At 41.2% G+C, this 21,732-nt stretch carries 17 protein-coding genes and 1 rRNA gene; 15 read left to right on the top strand and 3 right to left on the bottom strand.

Annotated elements, in window-relative coordinates; genetic code table 11:
* Positions 1-198 precede the first annotated feature (198 nt).
* Complete coding sequence (locus EAE93_RS15255; protein ID WP_011145612.1) at positions 199-660, bottom strand: methylated-DNA--[protein]-cysteine S-methyltransferase; 462 nt, start codon at positions 658-660, stop codon at positions 199-201.
* A gap of 331 nt (positions 661-991) precedes the next feature.
* Here EAE93_RS15255 and nrdH point away from each other — a divergent pair, with 331 nt between their 5' ends.
* From nrdH to emrB, 13 genes are all read left to right on the top strand, one after another.
* Positions 992-1,222 carry a glutaredoxin-like protein NrdH gene (nrdH, locus tag EAE93_RS15250; protein ID WP_036776755.1) on the top strand — a complete coding sequence of 77 codons (231 nt, stop codon included), beginning with the start codon at positions 992-994 and terminating at the stop codon, positions 1,220-1,222.
* Between the two features lie 13 nt (positions 1,223-1,235).
* Positions 1,236-1,640 carry a class Ib ribonucleoside-diphosphate reductase assembly flavoprotein NrdI gene (gene nrdI / locus EAE93_RS15245; protein WP_214040047.1) on the top strand — a complete coding sequence of 135 codons (405 nt, stop codon included), beginning with the start codon at positions 1,236-1,238 and terminating at the stop codon, positions 1,638-1,640.
* Between the two features lie 13 nt (positions 1,641-1,653).
* Positions 1,654-3,783 carry a class 1b ribonucleoside-diphosphate reductase subunit alpha gene (gene nrdE, locus EAE93_RS15240; RefSeq protein WP_214040025.1) on the top strand — a complete coding sequence of 710 codons (2,130 nt, stop codon included), beginning with the start codon at positions 1,654-1,656 and terminating at the stop codon, positions 3,781-3,783.
* 20 nt (positions 3,784-3,803) lie between these two features.
* Complete coding sequence (nrdF, locus tag EAE93_RS15235; RefSeq protein WP_214040024.1) at positions 3,804-4,763, top strand: class 1b ribonucleoside-diphosphate reductase subunit beta; 960 nt, start codon at positions 3,804-3,806, stop codon at positions 4,761-4,763.
* A 617-nt stretch (positions 4,764-5,380) separates the two neighbouring features.
* Complete coding sequence (proV, locus tag EAE93_RS15230; RefSeq protein ID WP_214040023.1) at positions 5,381-6,580, top strand: glycine betaine/L-proline ABC transporter ATP-binding protein ProV; 1,200 nt, start codon at positions 5,381-5,383, stop codon at positions 6,578-6,580.
* On the top strand, positions 6,573-7,658 hold the full coding sequence (gene proW, locus EAE93_RS15225) for a glycine betaine/L-proline ABC transporter permease ProW (RefSeq protein WP_214040022.1): 1,086 nt from the start codon (positions 6,573-6,575) through the stop codon (positions 7,656-7,658). Before proV ends, proW begins: the two co-directional genes overlap by 8 nt.
* 69 nt (positions 7,659-7,727) lie before the next feature.
* Positions 7,728-8,726: a glycine betaine/L-proline ABC transporter substrate-binding protein ProX gene (proX, locus tag EAE93_RS15220; RefSeq protein ID WP_214040021.1), complete on the top strand. Its 999-nt coding sequence runs from the start codon at positions 7,728-7,730 to the stop codon at positions 8,724-8,726.
* Positions 8,727-8,981: 255 nt separating this feature from the next.
* A complete protein-coding gene (locus EAE93_RS15215; protein WP_214040020.1) occupies positions 8,982-10,172 on the top strand; it encodes an MFS transporter in 1,191 nt (396 codons plus the stop codon).
* A 126-nt stretch (positions 10,173-10,298) separates the two neighbouring features.
* Positions 10,299-11,057: an AzlC family ABC transporter permease gene (locus EAE93_RS15210; RefSeq protein ID WP_036813302.1), complete on the top strand. Its 759-nt coding sequence runs from the start codon at positions 10,299-10,301 to the stop codon at positions 11,055-11,057.
* Positions 11,054-11,392: an L-valine transporter subunit YgaH gene (gene ygaH, locus EAE93_RS15205; RefSeq protein WP_036813300.1), complete on the top strand. Its 339-nt coding sequence runs from the start codon at positions 11,054-11,056 to the stop codon at positions 11,390-11,392. The genes EAE93_RS15210 and ygaH overlap by 4 nt, the downstream gene beginning before the upstream one ends.
* 129 nt (positions 11,393-11,521) lie before the next feature.
* Positions 11,522-12,049: a transcriptional repressor MprA gene (gene mprA / locus EAE93_RS15200; RefSeq protein ID WP_036776777.1), complete on the top strand. Its 528-nt coding sequence runs from the start codon at positions 11,522-11,524 to the stop codon at positions 12,047-12,049.
* A 234-nt stretch (positions 12,050-12,283) separates the two neighbouring features.
* Positions 12,284-13,468 (top strand): multidrug efflux MFS transporter periplasmic adaptor subunit EmrA, encoded by a 1,185-nt coding sequence (gene emrA, locus EAE93_RS15195; protein WP_214040019.1) that lies wholly within the window; start codon positions 12,284-12,286, stop codon positions 13,466-13,468.
* Between the two features lie 14 nt (positions 13,469-13,482).
* Positions 13,483-15,024 (top strand): multidrug efflux MFS transporter permease subunit EmrB, encoded by a 1,542-nt coding sequence (gene emrB / locus EAE93_RS15190; RefSeq protein WP_036813296.1) that lies wholly within the window; start codon positions 13,483-13,485, stop codon positions 15,022-15,024.
* 45 nt (positions 15,025-15,069) lie between these two features.
* Here emrB and EAE93_RS15185 read toward each other — a convergent pair whose 3' ends face one another.
* Positions 15,070-16,086: a tRNA/rRNA methyltransferase gene (locus tag EAE93_RS15185; protein WP_214040018.1), complete on the bottom strand. Its 1,017-nt coding sequence runs from the start codon at positions 16,084-16,086 to the stop codon at positions 15,070-15,072.
* A 321-nt stretch (positions 16,087-16,407) separates the two neighbouring features.
* Between EAE93_RS15185 and EAE93_RS15180 the strand changes: the two genes are divergently transcribed.
* Both EAE93_RS15180 and pssA read left to right on the top strand, forming a co-directional pair.
* Positions 16,408-19,050: a bifunctional acetate--CoA ligase family protein/GNAT family N-acetyltransferase gene (locus EAE93_RS15180; RefSeq protein WP_214040017.1), complete on the top strand. Its 2,643-nt coding sequence runs from the start codon at positions 16,408-16,410 to the stop codon at positions 19,048-19,050.
* 163 nt (positions 19,051-19,213) lie between these two features.
* The gene (gene pssA / locus EAE93_RS15175) at positions 19,214-20,569 is read left to right on the top strand and encodes a CDP-diacylglycerol--serine O-phosphatidyltransferase (protein ID WP_040151568.1); all 1,356 of its coding nucleotides are present in this window, start codon (positions 19,214-19,216) and stop codon (positions 20,567-20,569) included.
* Positions 20,570-21,651: 1,082 nt separating this feature from the next.
* Here pssA and rrf read toward each other — a convergent pair.
* A 5S ribosomal RNA gene (rrf, locus tag EAE93_RS25745) occupies positions 21,652-21,732 on the bottom strand; the annotation flags it as partial.

Here is a 21,732-nt window from a genome sequence, read left to right as displayed (position 1 = left end):
AATTAAGACACAAAATCTGTGTCGCATACAGTACAGCAAATAAGTTGGTTCACTGTCTACAACCAAGATCACGAAAAGCATAATAAAATACGATAGATGTTATCTTTAATTTAGTTTTACCACTAAATAATACACATATATAAATATCTATAACCCTCCCTGGTCTTTTATCACACAATTTACCTAACAAACAAATGACTAGGTTTTTTCATGTTCCAATAGCCAGCTTTTAATATTCAAGCCTCCGGTATATCCCACCAATTTACCATCATGTCCAATAACACGATGGCAAGGCACAATTAATGAGATCGGATTACGAGAATTAGCCATTCCTACCGCGCGGCAATAATTAACTGAACCTAATGCTAATGAAAGTTGCTTATAACTCCACACTTCTCCAAATGGGATCTTACATAGCTGTAACCATACACGCTGCTGGAATTCAGTTCCTGCCGGGTTAAGTGGAACAGAAAACTCAGTACGCTTACCCGCAAAATATCCCCGTAACTCTTTCACGCACTGCTTGGTAATATCATTTTTTACTTCGGGCGCTGTTTTTTCATCAACAAAATATAGACTGGTCACCCCCTTATCATCCGCAGTGATATGAATATACGGTTTAGGGAATCCTTTGGGTGTATCAAAATAGTGATGATACATAACCACCTCCATTGAAAAAAATATCAATCATTATAGGGATTAGAGTAAATCGTCTTTTCGACAAATTGCAATGATGAATTCAGTTGCTCCCTTACCACCGACTAGAAAACTTAAACTTGTCTAAAGGCGAAAAGCCGGCCAACAAACAGAGAATAACTCACATTGTAATTTTAATGATAGTCACTCGATGTAAAATTAACACCATATATAGTATGGTTGAAATAAAATTTCACTATATATAGTATAGCTCAAGTTCTGGCCTTTAGTAAAATTATTACTCATGAACCAAATTTTGCCATTGCATGCCCACAAACTGACAAAGGAGTCGTTAATGAGCATTACCATTTATAGCAAACCAGACTGTGTACAATGCAACGCAACCTATCAAGCGCTAAGCCGAAGAAACATTCCTTATCAGATTGTCGATTTGACCGAAAACCCGCAGGCTTTAGCGACTATCCGTGCTATGGGCTATCAGCAAGTTCCTGTGGTTGTCACGGACACACAGCATTGGTCAGGATTTCGTCCAGATAAAATCAACGCATTAACTGAGAATTTGTAGGTTTATTATGAATATAAATCCGCTGATCTATTTCTCCAGTTCGTCCAGTAATAGCCATAGATTTGTTCAGAAACTGGAGATACCAGCCCTTCGTATTCCGATCAATCAATCGGGTAACCTATTAAATGTAACTTCTCCTTACATTTTACTGACACCCAGTTATGGCGGTGGTAGTGCTAAAGGCGCCGTTCCACTACAAGTGATTCGATTTCTAAATATCGCCGAAAACCGGGTGCTAATCCGGGGAGTCATCGCGGCCGGGAATACAAACTTTGGCGAAGCTTACGGCATAGCTGGACGGATAATTTCAGAGAAATGTCAAATCCCCCTCCTATACCGTTTTGAACTGTTGGGTACTGAAGAAGATGTACAACGGGTACGCCAAGGTATTCAAAGATTCTGGCAACTGATTCATTAGAGAATAGGTAATTATGACTTTTCAAATTAATGCACAACAGGATTATCATGCTTTAAATGCCTTGCTCAATCTGTACGATAGTGAAGGAAAGATGCAATTTGATAAAGACAAACTGGCTACTCATTACTATTTTCGCCAGCATGTAAATCCAAACACACTATTTTTTAATAGCTTAAAAGAAAAGCTGGATTTCCTCCAACAAGAGGGATATTACGAAACAAACGTGCTGGAGCAATACGATTTTGCTTTTATTAAAGAGCTCTTTCAGCAAGCCTATAGCAAAAAATTCCGCTTTCAAACCTTTCTGGGCGCATTCAAATATTACACCGGCTATACTCTGAAAACCTTCGATAATAAACGCTATCTGGAACGCTATGAAGATCGGGTATGCATGGTAGCACTGACCCTGGCCCAAGGCGATCAGATGCTGGCTTGTCGTCTGGTGGACGAGATGATCAGCGGCCGTTTTCAACCAGCAACGCCAACCTTTCTTAATTGTGGTAAGAAACAACGAGGAGAATTGGTTTCCTGTTTCCTGCTGCGCATTGAAGACAATATGGAATCCATCGGACGTTCGGTGAATTCAGCATTACAGCTTTCAAAACGTGGCGGTGGTGTCGCATGTTTACTCAGTAACCTACGGGAAACGGGCGCCCCGATAAAAATGATTGAAAACCAATCATCAGGTGTTATCCCAGTGATGAAAATGCTGGAAGATGCATTCTCATATGCCAATCAACTCGGTGCACGCCAAGGTGCAGGCGCTGTTTATCTCCATGCTCATCACCCCGATATTCTCCGTTTTCTGGATACAAAACGGGAAAATGCCGACGAAAAAATCCGTATCAAAACACTCTCTATTGGCGTCGTTATTCCTGATATCACTTTTAAGCTGGCTAAACATAATGAAGATATGTATCTATTCTCACCTTATGATATTCAACGGGTTTATGGTGTTCCAATGTCCGAAATTAGCATTACAGAAAAATATGCTGAAATGGTGAATAACCAACAAATTCGGAAATCAAAAATAAATGCCCGTGAATTTTTCATGACGTTAGCTGAGATCCAATTCGAATCTGGCTATCCCTATATTATGTATGAAGACACTGTGAATAATGCTAACCCAATTAAAGGTCGGATTAATATGAGTAATTTATGTTCCGAAATTTTACAGGTTAACAGTGCCAGCGAATATGAAGATGATTTAAGTTACCGCCATATTGGGAAAGATATTAGTTGTAATCTGGGATCAATGAATATAGCTCATACAATGGATTCACCTGATTTTGCCCTCTCTATTGAAACGGCTGTCCGCGCTTTAACCGCGGTATCAGATATGAGCCATATCCGTTCAGTTCCTTCTATTGAAAAAGGAAATCAGGATTCTCATGCCATTGGTTTGGGGCAAATGAATCTTCACGGCTATTTGGCAAGGGAAAAAATTCATTATGGTTCCGAAGAAGGAATAGATTTCACCAATATCTATTTCTATATTGTCACTTACCACGCTCTGCGTACTTCCAATCAGATCGCCATTGAACGCAATAGCTACTTTAAAGGTTTTAAAGATTCTCGTTATGCCAGTGGTGAATTTTTCAATAAATATACAGAAAGCGCATGGCAACCTCAGACAAAAAAAGTCTCTCAATTGTTTGAACAAGCAGGAATAACCATTCCTAATCAACAAGACTGGCTTGCATTAAAAGCCTCAATTATGACTCACGGTATTTACAATCAAAATCTCCAAGCCATTGCTCCTACAGGTTCTATTTCATATATCAACAATTCAACCTCAAGCATTCACCCGATTGTATCCCGTATTGAGATCCGTAAAGATGGTAAAACAGGACGAGTATATTACCCAGCGCCATTTATGACGAATAATAATCTTGAATATTACCAAGATGCTTACGAAATAGGACCGGAAAAAATTATTGATACTTATGCTATAGCCACTCAACACATCGATCAAGGATTATCACTGACACTCTTCTTCAAAGAAGATGCCACTACACGTGATATTAACAAAGCCCAAATTTATGCCTGGCGTAAAGGAATTAAAACACTTTATTACATCCGTCTGAAACAGACTGCTCTGGAAGGCACGGAAGTACAAGATTGTGTTTCATGCTCACTGTAAAATGATTCTGGAAATTTATTATGATTAGTAATCCTATACGCGCAATTAACTGGAACCGAATTGAAGATGACAAAGATCTAGAAGTTTGGAACCGACTGACAACTAATTTTTGGTTACCGGAAAAAATTCCATTATCCAATGATATTCCTTCATGGAATACACTGACGACAGAAGAAAAAGAGCTGACTATTCGAGTATTCACCGGGCTGACACTACTGGACACAATTCAGAACACCGTTGGTGCTCCAGCGTTAATGGAAGATGCTCTAACACCTCACGAAGAAGCGGTTATGTCCAATATTAGCTTTATGGAAGCTGTTCACGCGCGTTCTTATAGTTCGATTTTTTCAACATTATGCCTAACAACTGATGTGGATGATGCTTATCGCTGGAGTGAAGGGAATATTTCATTACAGAATAAAGCTAAAATTATATTAAATCATTATAGTTATCATCATCCATTAAAGAAAAAGGTTGCCAGTGTTTTTCTAGAATCATTTTTATTCTATTCAGGCTTCTATTTACCTATGTATTGGTCAAGCCGAGGAATATTAACAAATACAGCGGATTTAATCCGACTTATTATCCGAGATGAAGCCATTCATGGTTATTATATTGGATATAAATTTCAACAATCATTAAATAAATGTTCAACATTAGAGCAAAAAGAAATTAAAGAGTTCACTTTTTCATTATTATTAGAATTATACGAAAATGAAATTAAATATACAGAAGAACTTTATGATATTGTTGGCTGGAGCGAAGATGTTAAAAAATTCTTGCATTACAATGCCAATAAAGCGTTAATGAATCTTGGCTATGAAACCTTATTTCCTCCAGAAATGACAGATGTCAGCCCTGCAATCCTCGCTGCATTATCACCAAATGCCAATGAAAACCATGACTTCTTTTCTGGCTCAGGTTCATCATATGTTATCGGTAAAGCAGTTAATACTGAGGATGAAGATTGGAATTTCTAAAGATAATGATTTGATTTGATTTGATTTGATTTGATTTGATTTTATATAGGATAATTCAAAATAACCATAATACTCTAATATTTTAATGCCCATATTATTGAGCCTGTTTTTTAAACGATAAAACGCCATAAAATCTTTATATTTTTATGGCATTTTTTCATGATTGTTGCCATTTCTATGGATATTTTTTGCCATTACTGCCTCCTATTATCATCAGAAACAACAAAAAACATTAATATAGCTAATTAATTTTAAATTAAATTTCATTCCAATTAGATATAATCAACACTATAAACTAATAATCGATTCCATTTACAACATAGCAAATAATTCATTTGGCAATAAAATGTAAAAATATATTAATAACAGCAACATAGAATGAAATTATCCTTTCAACAACCACATTGACTTATATGAAATAAATTGCCAATAACAATGAAATTACTACAAATATATCTAATTTAAATCATTTAATATTACCATTTTTTACATTAATTATCATTAACATAGGGTTGTCAGGCTCTCTCAGTATGTTAGGGTATATATATTCAAAATCATGCAGAGATGAATAATGCATAACACCATCACATAACCATTGAAAGGAAAGTAACTATTTCATGGCAATTAAACTTGAAGTTAAAAACCTCTATAAGATATTTGGCGATCACCCAGAACATGCTTTCAAATTATTGAATTCAGGCTTAAGCAAAGATCAGATATTTGAAAAGACAGGCATGACTGTTGGTATACAAAATGCCAATCTGGCCATTGAAGAAGGCGAAATATTTGTCATCATGGGATTATCAGGCTCCGGCAAATCCACAATGGTACGCCTTCTCAATCGTCTGATAAAACCGACTCGCGGCCAGGTATTAATTGACGGTGAAGATATTTCTGAAATTTCAGAAACAGCGTTAAGAGAAATTCGCCGTAACAAAATCAGTATGGTTTTCCAATCATTTGCACTGATGCCACATCTAAACGTACTGGAAAACAGCGCCTTTGGTATGGAACTTGCTGGTATCGCCAAACAAGAGCGCGATCAAAAAGCACTGGACGCATTGAAGCAAGTAAACCTGGAAAATTATGCGCAATCCTATCCGGATGAGCTCTCAGGCGGCATGCGCCAACGCGTCGGGCTTGCCAGAGCACTCGCTAATAACCCAGATATTTTGCTAATGGATGAAGCGTTTTCTGCCCTCGACCCATTAATTCGTACAGAAATGCAAGATGAACTGCTAAGTCTGCAAGGCAATCAGCCACGGACTATCGTCTTTATTTCTCATGATTTAGATGAAGCAATGCGCATCGGCGATCGGATTGCCATTATGCAAGACGGTGTTGTTGTACAAGTCGGCACACCTGATGAAATCCTGAATAATCCAGCAAATGACTATGTGAAGACTTTCTTTCGTGGCGTAGATATCAGCCATGTGTTTAGCGCTAAAGACATTGCCCGTCGCCGTCCAGACTCTTTGCTGCATATTGCACCCGGTTTTGGTCCTCTTTCTGCATTGAAAGTCCTCGATGACGAAAACAGAAACTATGGTTACTTAATCGAACATGGACAAAAATTCGCCGGTATAGTTTCCACAAATTCATTGGAAAAAGCATTACGGGAAAAAAAACCTATCGAACACGCCATATTAGCGGAACCGACCGCCGTTGCCGCAGATATGCCCCTCAATGAGCTGATTGCTGTTGTAGCACAATCACCTTGTGCGGTTCCGGTTGTTGGAAATAACGACAAATACATCGGCGTTATTTCCAAAGGGATGCTGTTGCAGGCATTAGATAAGGAGACACCAAATGAGTAACCAAAACGAACATCAAACTCAGCCTGGACAGAATACACAGGATACCCCTTCCTCCACTGTGGATAATACAGATCCCTGGAGTAACGGAACCAGTGCTGACAATGCAACAGGTTCTGACTGGCTGGATGCTCCCACAACTACGGTACAGCCTGAACATTTCAATATCATGGACCCATTCCAACACCCACTTATCCCCTTAGATTCATGGGTAACACATGCTATTGATTGGATTGTGCTAAATTTTCGTCCCGCATTTCAGGGAATACGCGTCCCCATTGACATTGTTCTCAGTGGCTTTGAACAATGTCTGACTTCAATACCGGCCCCTATTGCCATCCTATTTTTCGCCTTGATTGCCTGGCAGTTATCAGGAATTGGTATGGGTATTACCGCGCTGATTTCTCTGGTAATTATTGGTGCAATAGGCGCATGGTCTGAAGCGATGGTTACGCTATCACTAGCTCTGACATCTCTGTTGTTCTGCACTATCGTTGGCTTACCACTCGGTATATGGCTGGCACACAGCAAAAGAGCTGCAAAAATCATTCAACCTCTGCTTGATGCTATGCAAACCACACCGGCATTCGTCTATCTGGTCCCGATTGTCATGTTGTTTGGCATCGGTAACGTGCCTGGGGTTATCGTCACCATTATCTTTGCTCTCCCCCCGATTGTCCGTCTGACAATTTTAGGCATCAAACAAGTTCCGACAGATCTGATAGAAGCAGCCGAATCTTTTGGCGCCAGCCCTCGCCAGATGCTGTTTAAAGTTCAATTACCACTGGCTATGCCAACCATTATGGCCGGTGTCAACCAAACCTTGATGCTAGCCCTATCAATGGTTGTTATTGCATCAATGATTGCAGTTGGTGGTTTAGGCCAAATGGTTTTGCGAGGTATTGGCCGTCTCGATATGGGACTTGCCGCAGTAGGCGGCGTCGGGATTGTTATTCTGGCGATTCTCCTTGACCGCCTAACACAGTCCCTTGGCCGCGATAACCGAACGAAAGGGGTAAATCGCTGGTATGCCACTGGGCCAATTGGGTTAATTACCCGTTTATTCAGCCAAAAAGCATAACCTTCAAAAACACCGATCAAACCACAAGAGTTTGGTAAACACATGATGACCGCAACAGGAGAAAAAACCATGCGCAAAATAGTTATCTGGGCGATATCCCTGTCATCACTGATAAGCTCTCAATTATTCGCTGTCGAACTACCAGGTAAAGGTATCAGCGTACAACCCGTACAAAGCACCCTTAGCGAAGAAACATTCCAGACGTTGATCGTCAGTAAAGCATTGGAAAAACTTGGCTATGATGTCAAACCCATCAAAGAAGTAGACTACAACGTCGCCTATTCCTCTATCGCTTCCGGTGACGCAACCTTTATGGCTGTAAGTTGGGAACCTCTGCACAACACCCAATATCAGGCAACAGGCGGCAACGCAAAATTCTACCGTGTTGGCAACTATGTAGAAAATGCCGCTCAGGGGTACTTAATCGACAAAAAAACAGCGGAAAAATACAACATCACGAATATTGCCCAACTGAAAGATCCGAAAATAGCCAAATTATTCGATATTAACGGTAATGGCAAAGCCGATTTGACTGGCTGTAATCCCGGCTGGGGCTGTGAAATCGCCATTAACCATCATCTTAAAGCTTATGGTTTAAACAATAGCGTTGAACATAATCAAGGGAACTATGCGGCCATGATGGCAGACACCATTACCCGCTATAAAGAAGGCAAACCCATCTTATATTACACATGGACACCTTATTGGGTCAGTGATGTGCTGAAACCGGGCAAAGATGTTGTCTGGCTGCAAGTTCCTTTCTCCGCTATGCCTAACGATGAAAGGATAGATACAAAACTGCCAAATGGTGCTAACTATGGTTTCCCGCCAAGTATTATGCACATTGCCGCCAATAAAAAGTGGGCAGAAGTCAACCCGTCCGCCGCCAAACTATTTTCTATCATGAAAATGCCCCTCGCTGATATCAACGCCCAAAATTTGCGGATGCATAATGGTGAAGCATCACAAGCGGAGATTGAACGTCACGCCAATGGTTGGATTAGGGCTCATCAGAAATTGTTTGATGGTTGGATCGAAACCGCCGCCAAGGCTGCCGAAAATAATTAACATTCTGGATATTACAGTGAATTGGTCTATACCAATTCACTATTTTTCACTTTCATTTTCTTTTATACCAAACTTATCGACTCAATTAGTGTTTTTAAGTTTAACCCCTCGATTCCCTCTGTTTTAACATTGAATCTGATAATAAAAAATCATTACAATGTGAAAAATTTATCACGTGACTACTTACTGTTTTTAATAAATTAAATATCTATCTCCCTCACTTAACCTGCTGTTTAAATATAAGAAAACCTATCTATGGAAGAAAATATTTCCCGTACATCATTAAGCCCTGCTTTAGTAGCTCTGATGGCGATCGCCACAGGTCTGGTTGTCGCCAGCAACTACTATGCGCAACCACTGCTCGATACTATCGCACTACAATTTAATCTGACCGCCAATGAAGCGGGATTTATTGTGACCACAGCTCAATTGAGCTATGCCGTCGGCTTGATATTCCTTGTGCCACTAGGTGATATATTTGAGCGACGCGGCCTGATTGTCTCCATGACAATATTAGCCGCCGTTGGATTATTGATTACCGCTACATCGCAAAACATCTGGCAAATGCTATTAGGAACGGCACTGACGGGCTTATTTTCGGTAGTCGCCCAAGTACTGGTCCCTCTGGCCGCGACACTTGCCCTCCCCCACCAGCGCGGGAAAGCTGTCGGTACGATTATGAGCGGTTTACTGCTTGGAATATTACTGGCAAGAACCATATCAGGAACAATGGCGACTCTTGGTGGCTGGCGAACTGTTTTTTGGGTTGCCAGCGTCTTATTGGTGATCCTTTCTTTAACATTATGGCGCTACCTGCCCCGTTATAAACAAGTAACTGATCTCAATTATTTCCAATTACTACGCTCTATTGCAAAATTCGTTACTACAACCCCTCTTCTAAGAGTACGCTCTATACTGGGAGCACTGACATTTGCCAATTTCAGCATGCTATGGACATCAATGGCATTCTTGCTCTCAGCGCCTCCTTTTAATTATTCCGAAGGCGTAATCGGCTTATTTGGGTTAGTCGGCGCCGCCGGAGCACTAATGGCAGCCAAAACTGGGCAACTCGTTGATAAAGGAAAAGGCTCTCTGACCACCACCATTTCTCTGGTGCTATCACTACTTTCATGGATACCGATCGGCTTAGCCAAAGAATCATTAATTGGCTTTATGATAGGTATTTTGCTTCTTGATATTGCAATTCAAGGCGTTCACGTTACGAATCAAAGCACGATATACCGCATTATGCCGGAAGCCAGAAACCGACTCACTGCCGCTTACATGACCATCTATTTTATCGGTGGAGCCTTTGGCTCTCTGGTTTCAGGCTATGCTTACAAACACTCAGGTTGGTATGGCGTCGCCGCCGCTGGCATGGCTATCAGTACAATCAACCTAATCGTTTGGTTTTTCGGCAAAAAGTACGAACCAAAGACGTCGTAAAAAAACAGGCCATGACATAAAAACGCTTAAATAAAAACATTTATGAAACATTTATTAAGGATGATATTTTCTATTTGATTTCCTTTTGTTAATGTTACATAACATTTATATAACCAGATGGATTTTATGCCTGTTTCTGATACATCATCCCCCTTAACCAGTAAAAAATCTTCTTTTACTGAAGGAATAATAGATAGTTTACCTATTGTCATCGGTTACATTCCCGTAGCCTTTGCTTTTGGTCTCAATGCTGTAAAACTTGGCTTCAACCCAATAGAAGCCATTTTCTTTTCATGCATCATCTACGCCGGTGCAAGTCAATTTGTCATCACAGCTTTATTAAGCGCAGGCACATCACTCTGGATCTCTGCCCTAACAATCATAGCAATGGATGTTCGCCATGTTCTTTATGGCCCATCTTTAAGGCACCGTATCAAAGATAAGTTAACGGAGAAAAAAACTGTTATCTGGGCTTTTGGTCTGACAGATGAAGTTTTTGCCGCCGCTACTGCAAAACTTATTAAGAACCAACGGAGCTGGAGTGAAAACTGGATGGTTGCTATTGCGATCTGTTCCTGGCTGGCTTGGGTCGTAGGTACCGCAGCCGGGGCATTTCTTGGTAACGGTTATTTGGAGTCCTACCCTGCCGTAGAAGCTGCCATGATTTTCATGTTGCCAGCACTGTTTCTCAGTTTTCTTCTTGCTTCTTGCAGAAAGCAAAATAGTTATTGTGTTGCAACCGCGCTAACCGGGGCACTGTTGGGAATTACATTTTTTTCAATTCCAGTTGCTATTCTGGCAGGTATTGTCGGTGGCTGTATCGCAGCACTGTTACAACCGCAAAATAGTTGCGATGATTCTTGTGAACAAAAGGAAACACCATGATTGACAGCAAGATTTTGCTTATTGGGCTATTTGTTGGGTTAGCTAACTTTTCGTTTCGCTATCTGCCACTGCGGTTTGGGAAAGCACGCCAATCTGCCGGCAGGAAAGGTGGAAAAACAAGCATTATTCTTGACAGTATTGGTATTGCATCCATTTGTTCTTTACTCATCGTATCGGGTGTACCTGATGTGATGAGAGAGAGTCAAAAACTATTTCCGACCCTCATCGGCTGTCTGGCCATCTGCTTAATCTTTTACAAAACAAGGAAAATTATACTCGCAACGTTATTCGGCGCACTGCTTTTTGGACTAACATTCAAAATATTTATGAATTAGGTATCAATATCAAAAGAAATATGATGATAACAAATAACTACAATTGCTAAATTTATCTTTTAATATACCATTTGGATGTTTGATAACAAAAGTTATCTTACCAGTTGAAACTAATAAGGTATCTAAATAATGGAAAGTTCGTTTACGCCTACCGAAGAATTACTGAATATTCGTGCAGCACAGCAAGCCAAATTAAATAAAGATATCCCTTATCAAGAGATCCTGTTGACTAGGTTATCAATGCACGTCCAAAGTAAATTGCTTGAAAACCGTAATAACATGCTGAAAGCTCAAGGAATCAATGAAACTTTGTTCATGGCCCTGATGATCCTTGATACTAAGGAAAGCCACAGCATTCAGCCATCAGAATTAAGTGCCGCATTGGGTTCTTCCCGTACTAATGCCACTCGTATTGCTGATGAATTAGAGAAACAGGAATGGATTGAAAGAAAGGAAAGTCATAACGACCGCCGTTGCCTTCATCTTCATCTGACAGAACAAGGTACAAAATTTTTAAATAGTTTGCTTCCACCTCAACATGATTGCCTGAGAAGACTTTGGTCATGTCTTGACCAGGAGGAACAAAAACAGTTAGAAAAGTTAATGAGAAAATTACTGGTCAGACTTGATACAATGGGCGATTGTATCAAAAAATAGCTTGTTGTTTAATCGATCAATTTTTGATCAAACAATACTTTCTTGGTCAAATTGTTCGAAAAAATTTTCCTGTTAGCTAAGATGATATTTTCTGCAAAAAGCTAACTATTATTCTTCGATAACATTGGATCCTGTGTCGTTCACCTTTCCAGTAGCGATGATATAGCGCTACTGGAAGGTGATCTGAAAAAAATAGTATTACTAGAAGATAAATAACAAGCATGGGGATTTACTATGAGCGCAAATGAGGAAATAGAAGTACAAGCGGCACAAGATCCAAACAGTAGCAAAAAAAGGCAACGCAGTCGTGCCTTAATGTTACTAACCCTTGTCTTCGCCCTGCTCGGTGTTGCCTACTTTTTCTATTGGTTTCTCATTTTACGCCACCACCAAGAAACAGATAACGCCTACGTTACAGGTAATCAAGTTCAAATCATGTCGCAAGTCGCTGGCAGTGTAATCACAGTTAACTTTGATAATACTGACTTTGTAAAAAGCGGTAGTGTATTGGTACAACTCGATCCCCGTGATGCAGAATTAGCATTAGAAAAAGCAAAAACAGCATTAGCCAACAGTGTTCGCCAAACACATCAACAGATAGTTAACAGTAAACAGTATCAGGCTAACATCGCTCTACGCAGATCCGAATTAACCAAAGTTCGAAATGATCTTAGCCGTCGTGAAATACTTAGCGTTCAAAAAGTCATTGGCAAAGAAGAATTGCAACATGCACAGGAAGCCGTCGCCAGTGCCCAAGCCGCGCTGGATATGGCTATCGAACAATATAACGCTAATCAAGCAATTGTTCTGAATACGCCTCTAGAGAAACAACCTACCGTTGAACAAGCTGCAACGGAAGTCCGTAATGCCTGGCTAGCACTACAACGCACGAAAATAGTCAGCCCAATTGATGGCTATGTCTCACGCCGTAGTGTACAAGTTGGTGCTCAAATTAATAAAAATACTCCACTAATGGCGATAGTCTCGGCAAACGATATGTGGATCGAAGCTAACTTCAAAGAGACGCAAATTTCTGGTATGCGCATTGGTCAACCCGTGGAAATCACCAGCGATTTCTATGGTGGGAGCAAAGTATTTAGCGGCAAAATTACTGGCCTTGATATGGGTACCGGCAGCGCCTTCTCTTTATTACCCGCTCAGAACGCCAGTGGCAATTGGATTAAGGTTGTACAACGTTTACCCATCCGCATTGAATTTGATCCTGGGCAATTAGAAAAATACCCATTACGCATCGGCCTCTCGACTAAAGTCAGAGTAGATACTACAAATCCTGACGGCCCCGTTCTGTCTGATAGAACACGCACTAAATCGGCTTATCACACCACGGCTCTGGCAATAGATATGTCTCCTGCCAATAAGATAGTTAATGACATTATTAATAGTAATGCTGGGAAATAATACCGGAGGCCAAGGTGACAAAACAGCCGCTTACAGGTGCCAAACTTGCATGGATGACCATTGCGTTATCCTTGGCAACATTCATGCAAGTGTTGGATTCCACCATTGCTAACGTAGCGATACCCACTATTTCAGGTAATCTGGGATCATCAAATTCTCAAGGGATCTGGGTAATTACTTCTTTCGGCGTTGCCAATGCGATATCCATCCCGATTACTGGATGGCTGGCAAAACGCATCGGCGAAGTTAAATTATTCATCTGGTCAACCGCACTATTCTCCATCGCTTCCTGGCTATGCGGTATTTCCAACAGTCTTAACATGCTAATCTTCTTTCGGGTTATTCAAGGATTAGTTGCAGGTCCTCTTATCCCTCTTTCACAAAGCCTACTTCTGAACAATTATCCACCAGCCAAAGGAAATATGGCATTGGCGTTATGGTCACTCACGATTATTGTCGCGCCGATTTTTGGCCCTATTCTGGGTGGTTACATCAGTGATAACTACCATTGGGGATGGATTTTCTTTATCAACGTTCCTGTTGGTATAGCGATTATTCTGATTGCTATGCAAACCCTGAAAGGACGTGAAACTCAAACAGAGATCAAACCTATCGACACAATAGGACTGATGTTGTTGGTTGTCGGCGTTGGTTGTTTACAAATCATGCTAGATCAGGGTAAAGAGCTAGACTGGTTTAATTCTACAGAAATTATCATCTTGGCGGTTATCGCAATCATCTCATTAGCATTTTTGGTGGTGTGGGAATTGACCGATGATAACCCAATTATAGATCTATCACTGTTCAAAGAACGTAATTTTACAATTGGCTGCTTCTGTTTGAGCTTAGCTTATATGCTCTATTTCGGCACAATTGTGTTATTACCTCAGTTACTACAGGAGGTGTTCGGTTATACAGCAACCTGGTCAGGTCTTGCATCAGCACCGGTAGGATTATTGCCACTCATCATTTCTCCACTGATTGGTAAATTCAGCAATAGAGCAGATATGCGCTACATAGTGACGTTCAGCTTTGTTGTTTATGCCATCTGCTATTACTGGCGTGCATATACATTCGAACCAGGCATGGATTTTGCCGCAGTCGCATGGCCTCAGTTTATCCAGGGGTTTGCTATTGCCTGTTTCTTTATGCCACTCACAACCATTACCCTTTCTGGCTTACCGGCAGGGCGAGTGGCATCCGCATCCAGTCTATCGAATTTTATCCGAACATTGGCAGGTTCAGTAGGAACATCACTAACAACAACCATGTGGACCCAACGGGAATCAATGCATCATTCCCATTTTACCGAACACATCAACCCTTATAGCCCCGACACTCAACAGATTTATCAACAATTATCGGAATCGGGAATGAGTAACCAACAAATTCCCGCTTATCTGGCAAAAGAGATTACCCATCAAGGGCTCATAATTTCAGCGAATGAAATTTTCTGGCTCTCCGCCAGCGTATTCCTGATATTAATCGTACTCGTCTGGTTTGCGAAACCACCATTCACACAAGGAAGTAAAGAGAATATTGGCGGAGCGCACTAAATCTTAATAGCAAAGCGGGGAACATGACATTCCCCGCTTTTCCTATCAAACTTTATTCTGTCGCCACCATTCAGCCAGCATAATGCCAGTTGCAACAGAAACGTTCAGACTTTCGACTAAACCCGTGCCGCCAACAAACAAACTCATATCACCATGTTTCCAGGCACTGTCACTCAAACCATCACGTTCCTGACCAAGAACCAGAACCATTTTTTCCGGTAATTCAGCTTTAGCTAAATCGGTACTACCTTTATGGCTGGATGTCGTCACAATGGTGTAACCCGCTTGACGAAATTTATTCAATGTGGTGAGCAAGCTATCAGCATCAATACCTTTAATATGCTCAGCGCCACCTTCTGCTGTACGGATAGCCGCCCCCGACTCCAGCAAGGCCACATCATGCAAAATCACCCCTTGCACACCGAAATGCGCACAGCTTCGCATAATAGCGCCAAGGTTGTGAGGATTACCCACATCTTCAAGAGCCAAAACACAATCTTTTACTGGAGCATCTTTCAGGTAGGTCTCTGCATCCAAGCCGTTACGTTTCTTAATCAGAAAACAAACACCACCATGATGTTCAGTACCTGACACTTTTGTCAGTTCAGCTTCATCCACAACATGATAGGCTTTACGGTTAGCAGCCATCCATTTCAGCGCATTGCGGAAACGTGGTGTCACTGACTCAACAAACCATGCACGCACTATCGCTTCAGAACGGTTTTTAAACATCGCCTGACAAGCATTTTCACCATAAATCCGGGTTTCTTCCATGCGCTGACGACGGAGCTGTTCAGGATCAATCTGGCTTTTCCCACTGATACCACCATGCTCTGATGGTAAAGAATCACTCTCAGGGCGTGACACTGTTTTCCAAGGCGATCTTTCACGCTCATTGACACGCGGAGAACGGGATGTGCGCTCACCGTCCCGACGACGCTGACCTTGATCGCGCCCTTTGCCAGACGGACGTTTGTTATTGCTGCGGCTGTCATTATCGCCCTCACTGCGGACATACATCACTTTGACTTTGCCATTTTTACCACTGTATGAATCGTTCATTCGTTTCTCCAACTGCTTTATGGCGCGAAGATTACCTGATGTGCGCATCTTAAGCTACCTCTGACAACCATAATCCAATAAAATGCGTCCTTAATTTTCCTGCTTTCGGCGAGGCATGCCGTACTTGCCACGAAGAGCACAGTCAAGCTACCTGTTGAAACAGACACCCACCGAAGATATTCAAGCTACAACCTGGGACCATTTTGGAACAAGCTGGCAATTTAATTGCTTCTCAGCAACTGCATCCGATAACGTAAGTCACAGCAATGATTTGCGAAATCAGCTACAGTTATCAATTAACCACAAATAAGGAGCCTCCTGATGAGCCAGCGCGGACTTGAAGCTTTATTACGCCCTAAATCCATTGCTGTAATTGGCGCCTCAGAAAAACCAGAACGAGCGGGTTCAGTTATGATGCGCAACCTACTCGCAGGAGGCTTTGCCGGGCCAATACTACCGGTAACCCCCAATAGTCGTTCTGTTCAAGGGGTTTTCGCTTACCCTTCAATAGATAAATTACCAATCACACCAGATTTAGCCATTATCTGTACTCATCACCACCGCAATTTGCCATGCCTGGAACAACTGGGGCAATTAGGTTGCAAGACAGTGATTATTCTTTCTTCGCCAAAGCCTCAATTTCCTGAACTAAAACAGTGTTGCCTGCGCTATAGCATCCGACTACTAGGACCAAACAGTTTGGGACTACTGGCCCCCTGGCAAGGGCTGAATGCCAGCTTTTCTCCGATTCCAATTCTCAAAGGGAAATTAGCCTTTATTTCTCAATCTGCGGCAGTCTCAAATACAATTCTTGACTGGGCGCAACATCGGGGAGTCGGATTTTCCTACTTTATCGCGTTAGGTGACAGTGTAGATATCGATATTGATCATCTGCTCGATTTTCTGGCTCGTGACAGTAAAACCAGCGCTATCTTGCTCTATGTAGAACATATCCATGACGCTCGTCGCTTTCTTTCTGCATCCAGAAGCGCTTCCCGCAATAAACCTATTTTGGTGGTCAAAAGCGGCCGTACCAAGCGAGCACAGAAATTACTTGGTGAACAACAAAATCTGGATGCAGCTTATGATGCAGCAATTCAGCGAGCCGGATTATTACGCGTGCAAGATACGCATGAAATGTTTTCTGCTGTAGAAACCCTAAGCCATATGTCGCCTTTACGGGGAGAACGACTATTTATCGTCAGCAATGGTGCTGCTCCAACCGCAATGGCGCTGGATGAGTTATTCCGCCGTAACGGTAAGCTCGCAATATTAGGTGAAGAGACAACGAAAGCATTAAAAACACAATTACCAGAAACTATCTCCCTACATAATCCGCTGGATTTAAGAGATGACTCCACGGTGGACCGTTATATTGCTGCGTTAAAACCGTTACTAGACAGCCACGACCATGATGCCCTGTTGCTCATCCATTCTCCTAGCGCAATTGCCCCCGGTATTCAAACCGCCACCAAAGTCATTGAAACAATCCGTAAACACCCAAGGGGAAAATGGCTAACTATTTTTACCAATTGGTGCGGTGAATACTCTTCTCAAGAAGCCCGCCGCCTATTCAGTGAAGCAGGTATTCCAACTTATCGCACCCCTGAAGGGGCAATTACTGCTTTCATGCACATGGTGGAATATCGTCGCAATCAAAAACAATTAACAGAAACACCCGCTCTACCAGCAAACATCACCGCTAATACTGCACGTGCCCATCAATGCATACAACAAGCGCTGGAACAAGGAAACTCTCGTCTAGATACCCATGAAGTTCAACCTATTCTGGCAGCCTATGGCCTCAATACATTGCCAACATGGATTGCTTATAACAGTGATGAAGCAGTCAATATTGCCCAACAGATCGGTTATCCTGTCGCTCTGAAATTACGCTCGCCAGATATCCCGCATAAATCAGAAGTTCAGGGGGTTATGCTCTATTTGCGAAATGCAAATGAGGTCAAGGCTTCTGCTCAAGCGATTATCGAACGTGTCAATCAAAATTTCCCACACGCAAGAATTCAAGGACTGTTAGTTCAAAGCATGGCAAACCGTGCCGGCGCACAAGAGCTACGTATTGCCGTAGAACAAGATGAAGTATTTGGCCCACTGATTATGTTAGGTGAAGGCGGTATTGAGTGGTCGCAGGAAACACAAGTAGCCGTCGCGTTGCCGCCACTCAATATGGCATTAGCGCGATATCTGGTTATTCAAGCGATTAAAAGTAGAAAAATTAAGCTCAAGGGCGCTCCCCAATCATTAGACATACTAGCACTCAGCCGACTGTTAGTTCAGGTATCTAATCTGTTACTTGATTGCCCGCAAATTGTACGACTAGATATTCATCCGTTACTGGCTTCTGGAGACGAATTCACATTATTAGATGTTTCAATGGAATTATCTTCAATAGAAGGTGATCCACGAACCAGATTAGCTATCCGTCCATATCCAGGCGAATTAGAAGAAATGATAAGACTCAAAGGAGGTGCTGAATGCCTGCTACGCCCGATTTTGCCAGAAGATGAACCGTTGCTGAAAGATTTTATCGGCCAGGTTACTAAAGAAGATCTCTATTACCGTTACTTTAGTGAAATCAGTGAATTCACACATGATGATCTGGCAAATATGACTCAGATTGATTACGACCGCGAAATGGCATTTGTTGCCGTACGACATCCTAAAACGACTCCGGAAATTATCGGGGTTACTCGTGCCATAGCTGATCCTGATAATGTCGAAGCAGAATTCGCTGTGCTAGTGCGTTCTGACTTAAAAGGGATTACCCTTGGATATCAGCTTATGATAAAACTGATTAACTATACGCGAGAACATGGCATAAACCGCCTAAATGCTATCACCATGCCAGAAAACCGTACTATGATAAAACTGGCTAAAAAACTGGGATTTACCATAGATGTTCAATTTGAGGATAGCATTGTAAACTTATCCCTCGAACTTTAAATCAACTTCGTGATGAATCGCACAGACTTGAATCATTAGGCATTAGAGCGTTAAATCATGCTCACAATTAGCCAGACTAATGGTATTATCGCCAGATCATTTGATTCATTGCTTTACATAGTAGTCTTTTAGCCATCCAACATAAGAGAAAAAGCGCACTGTGATGTTGTCTAAATTCAAACAAGCTAAACATCAACAACACCTTGCACAACTGCCTAAGCTACCTCAGTCAGTTGCTGATGTTAAAACACTTTATCAACCTGAAGTGTTCCGCAGCACCCTGCTGGAAAAAATTGCTAACGCTGAAAAACATATTTATATCATCTCCCTCTATCTGGAAAATGATGATGCAGGGAGAGATATCCTGAATGCACTTTATACAGCTAAACAACAACGTCCGGACTTGGACATTAAAGTGCTCGTTGACTGGCATCGGGCACAACGTGGACGAATTGGCGCCGCTGCAATGGTAACGAATGCCGATTGGTATTGTTCTATGGCAGAAGCTTATCCCGATGTGAAAATTCCAGTACTAGGCGTGCCTGTAAATACCCGCGAAGCACTGGGTGTTTTACATTTAAAAGGGTTTATCTTTGACGATACTGTGATTTATAGCGGAGCAAGCATTAATGACGTTTATCTCCACCAACATGATAAATATCGTTATGATCGCTACCATTTGCTTCACAATGCAGAACTTGCAGAAGCAATGAAACACTTTGTTGATAGTTACATTATCGCTACAGGAGCGGTACAGAAACTGGATTGTAAGGATCGTCCTCGTATTCCTGAAATTAAAAACCTGATCCGTCAATTACGTTTTTCTTTGAGGCACACGACCTATAAAATAAATAACCAGGCAACGAATGATGAACTATCTGTCACTCCACTTGCCGGTCTGGGAAAGAAAAATCTACTAAATAAAACCATTAGCCATCTGATCGCCAGCACAGAACAAAAACTGATTATTTGTACTCCGTATTTTAATCTTCCAGCTATCATTGTTCGGCGGATTGTTAATCTACTCCGTAAAGGTAAACACGTGGAAATTATTGTTGGCGATAAAACTGCTAACGATTTTTATATTCCACCGGAAGAGCCATTTAAAATTATCGGCGCATTACCCTATTTATATGAAATCAATCTGCGCCGTTTCATCAGCAGACTACAGCGTTATGTTGACAACAATCAACTGACGATCAGGTTATGGAAAGATGGTGATAATAGCTACCACCTAAAAGGTGTGTGGGTGGATAATCAATGGCAATTGATTACAGGAAATAATCTCAATCCTCGTGCCTGGGGACTAGATTTAGAAAATGCTATTCTTATCCACGATCCTCATAAAGAAATGCAGGAGCAACGTACAGAAGAACTGCACTGTATCCGTACTTATACTACGGTTGTCAGTAATTATCAGGAATTGGACAGCATCCAGCTTTACCCAGTCAAAGTACGTAAACTTATCCGCCGTTTACGCCGTATCCGGGTAGACAGACTGATTAGTCGTATTCTGTAATTGAATCGATAAAGCGAATTATCTTTTCTAAATCAAATCTCCTGATATTGAATATATTTCGGGAGATTTTTTACCATCGAATTTTAATTTGATAAATTTCAATTTTCATTTATAACAAAATTTTATCGAATCATAATTCTCTAATGTTCTCTTTAGAAATATTAATATAGCAGGTCACATATACCTTATTAATCATATACTATTTTAAAGCCTCATATATTATACAATAAGGATAGTGGTTTTTAACAAATTAAGAGAACATAGCACCCCCTCTTTTCAGCTTTATTCCCAATATCTGATAAAAATAAAACTCAAATAATGAAATTTATTTTCGATACTTAAATACCCGGCACGACTTCAAAAAATAGCTTTTCATAATGATGTTTTAATTTCAATTAAATATTATACTCCAAAGAATATAGCCTTTTAGGGCAAGAAATTCATAGGAACAGATATATTTAAAAAAACCATCGATGTAATCCCATTTTGAAATATTATTTATTCCTAAATAACTATAACGAACAGCTAAAATTAAATATCACCATTCAGTTAATAAATATATTTCTGAAATATTACTTTACTTGCTTATATGCTTCGACTTTGATCTTATGGATACTCATCGTCAGAATGTTGAAGACATTAACCAGAAACATGGAAAATCTCATTAACTCACTACAGGTTATTTAAGCAGAGTTTTTACGGCGTATGAGACAAAATCCCAAAAAAATCTCAACGATTATGGGAAGAACAACAACTTATATCATCTAAGAAGCATGAAAAAAACTTTGTCTCAAGGCAAATTCCGGTCAGGGGGAAACAACGATGTACCGCTAAATACAAAACTGCCCACTATTAAGCGGGCAGTATGACAACTTTATAAATCTCATCGGCTTACAAACAACTCTTTAACCGTTCGCTTTGCCGACCGTCTCGACTCGCGACGTTCAAATCCGTTCCCGACAGAGTTGGTCCTATATAATGCGGAGAGACACAGTAACCAGGCAATATAAGCAAACAAAGTGAGATATGCCTCAATACGCAAAAACCCCCAGCTTACGCTGAGGGTTTCCACTGTATTTAAAGCCTGGCAGTGTCCTACTCTCACATGGGGAGACCCCACACTACCATCGGCGCTACGGCGTTTCACTGCTGAGTTCGGCATG

The organism is Photorhabdus akhurstii (assembly GCF_018448925.1).
Taxonomy (GTDB): domain Bacteria; phylum Pseudomonadota; class Gammaproteobacteria; order Enterobacterales; family Enterobacteriaceae; genus Photorhabdus; species Photorhabdus akhurstii.
Note: the sequence above shows the minus strand (reverse complement) of the source record. Positions and strands in the feature narration are given on the sequence as shown.